The organism is Seonamhaeicola algicola (assembly GCF_007997385.1).
GTDB lineage: Bacteria > Bacteroidota > Bacteroidia > Flavobacteriales > Flavobacteriaceae > Seonamhaeicola > Seonamhaeicola algicola.
This window is the reverse complement of record NZ_VOSC01000028.1, coordinates 1-1,547: the sequence shown is the minus strand read 5'-3', so window position 1 is coordinate 1,547 and position 1,547 is coordinate 1. Positions and strand designations below refer to the sequence as shown.

Annotated in this window: 1 protein-coding gene; it reads left to right on the top strand. The window is 37.5% G+C overall.

The window, feature by feature from the left end; all coding sequences use genetic code 11:
• The coding region (locus FUA26_RS12010) for an immunoglobulin domain-containing protein (RefSeq protein WP_449441404.1) at positions 1-1,547 on the top strand (1,547 nt) is incomplete at both ends.

Below are 1,547 nucleotides of genomic sequence, written 5' to 3'. Positions count from 1 at the left end.
GTGGCGAATGTGATGATGATGGAGATGGAGTTATAAATAGTACAGATGTTTGTCAAGGTTTTGATGATACTATTGATACAGATAATGATACATACCCAGACGGATGTGATTTAGATGATGATAATGATGGTATTTTAGATGTAGATGAATGTCATGAATCAAATCCAGGTAATGTATTACCTGACGGTGTAGAAGATGGTAGCTTTGGAATAGGTTATTGGGATGCAGAATATTATGAAGGTCATTTTGCTATAACGGGCTCTACTTACGGAAATAGTAATCAAAATAGTCAATTAAATGGCGCTCCTGGTACTCCTATCTTTAGAGGAGAAGCTTATTTAGGAATAAATTCTTTTTCATTATCAGATTCTAGAGCATATTCGCAAACAGGCCCTTTTGATACTAACACAAGTACAGGCTTAGTTCCTGCCAATTATGTTGGTGATAATATTGATAATGTACCATTTCAGCCTTATTATCAAACGATATTTAAAAGGCAATTTACACTACCGGGCCAATTAACTTATGGAGGAACAGGTTTTTCAACTGATGATGTTATAGAAGTTTTTATAAATGGAACTAGAGTTTCTTTTAAAGCAAATTGTTGTGGAGCTAGTACTAATCCAAATGTGGCGGAGAGTCAAACAATCAATGCAGGAGATCAAGTTGAAATAAGATATACAAACCTAGGATACATTGGAAGTTATAATTTTAATTTTGAATTTATTACTGGTTGTAACAATGATATTGATAATGATACTATTCCGAACGGCGAAGATTTAGATAGTGATGGAGATGGATGTCCTGATGCCATTGAGGGCGATGAAAATGTTACTGAAGCTCAACTAGACGGTGCTGATAGAATATCAGGAACAGTTGATGGTGATGGAGTACCAAATATTATTAATTCAGGAGGTGCTGCAGATGTAGGAAGCGATCAAGCTCAGGGCATAGGTCAAAGTGCAGTTAGTAACCCTTTAAATTTGGTAATAACAGATCCACCAGCAGCATGCGAAAGTGTAGATATAACTGATGCAAATGTTACAGCAGGAAGTAGCGCTGGTACACTAACTTACTGGACTGATGCTGCTGCAACAACTACTTTAACAACTCCAAGTGCAGTAACATCAAGCGGAACATATTATATAAGGTTAGAGTCAGCAGGAGGTTGTTTTCAAATAGAACCAGTATCAGTTACTGTTTATCCTTTACCAGCAGCTCCTGTAGCCAATGCACAAAATTTTTGTAGAGGCGCTAACCCAACAGTAGCCAATTTAGTAGCTACTGGAACAAACTTACAATGGTATGCAAATGCTACCGGTGGAACTGCTTTAGCATCTACAGTTGCTTTAACTGACGGAACAACTTATTATGTAAGTCAAACCGATGGTAATTCTTGTGAAAGTACTAGAACTTCAGTTGCAGTTACAGTAGCTGCCGATTGTGATGGCGATGGTGTAACAGATTTAGATGAAATAACGCCACCAGATGGTGAACCAGCAACTGATTGGAATGACGCCTGTGATTATAACATAGCCGATATCACA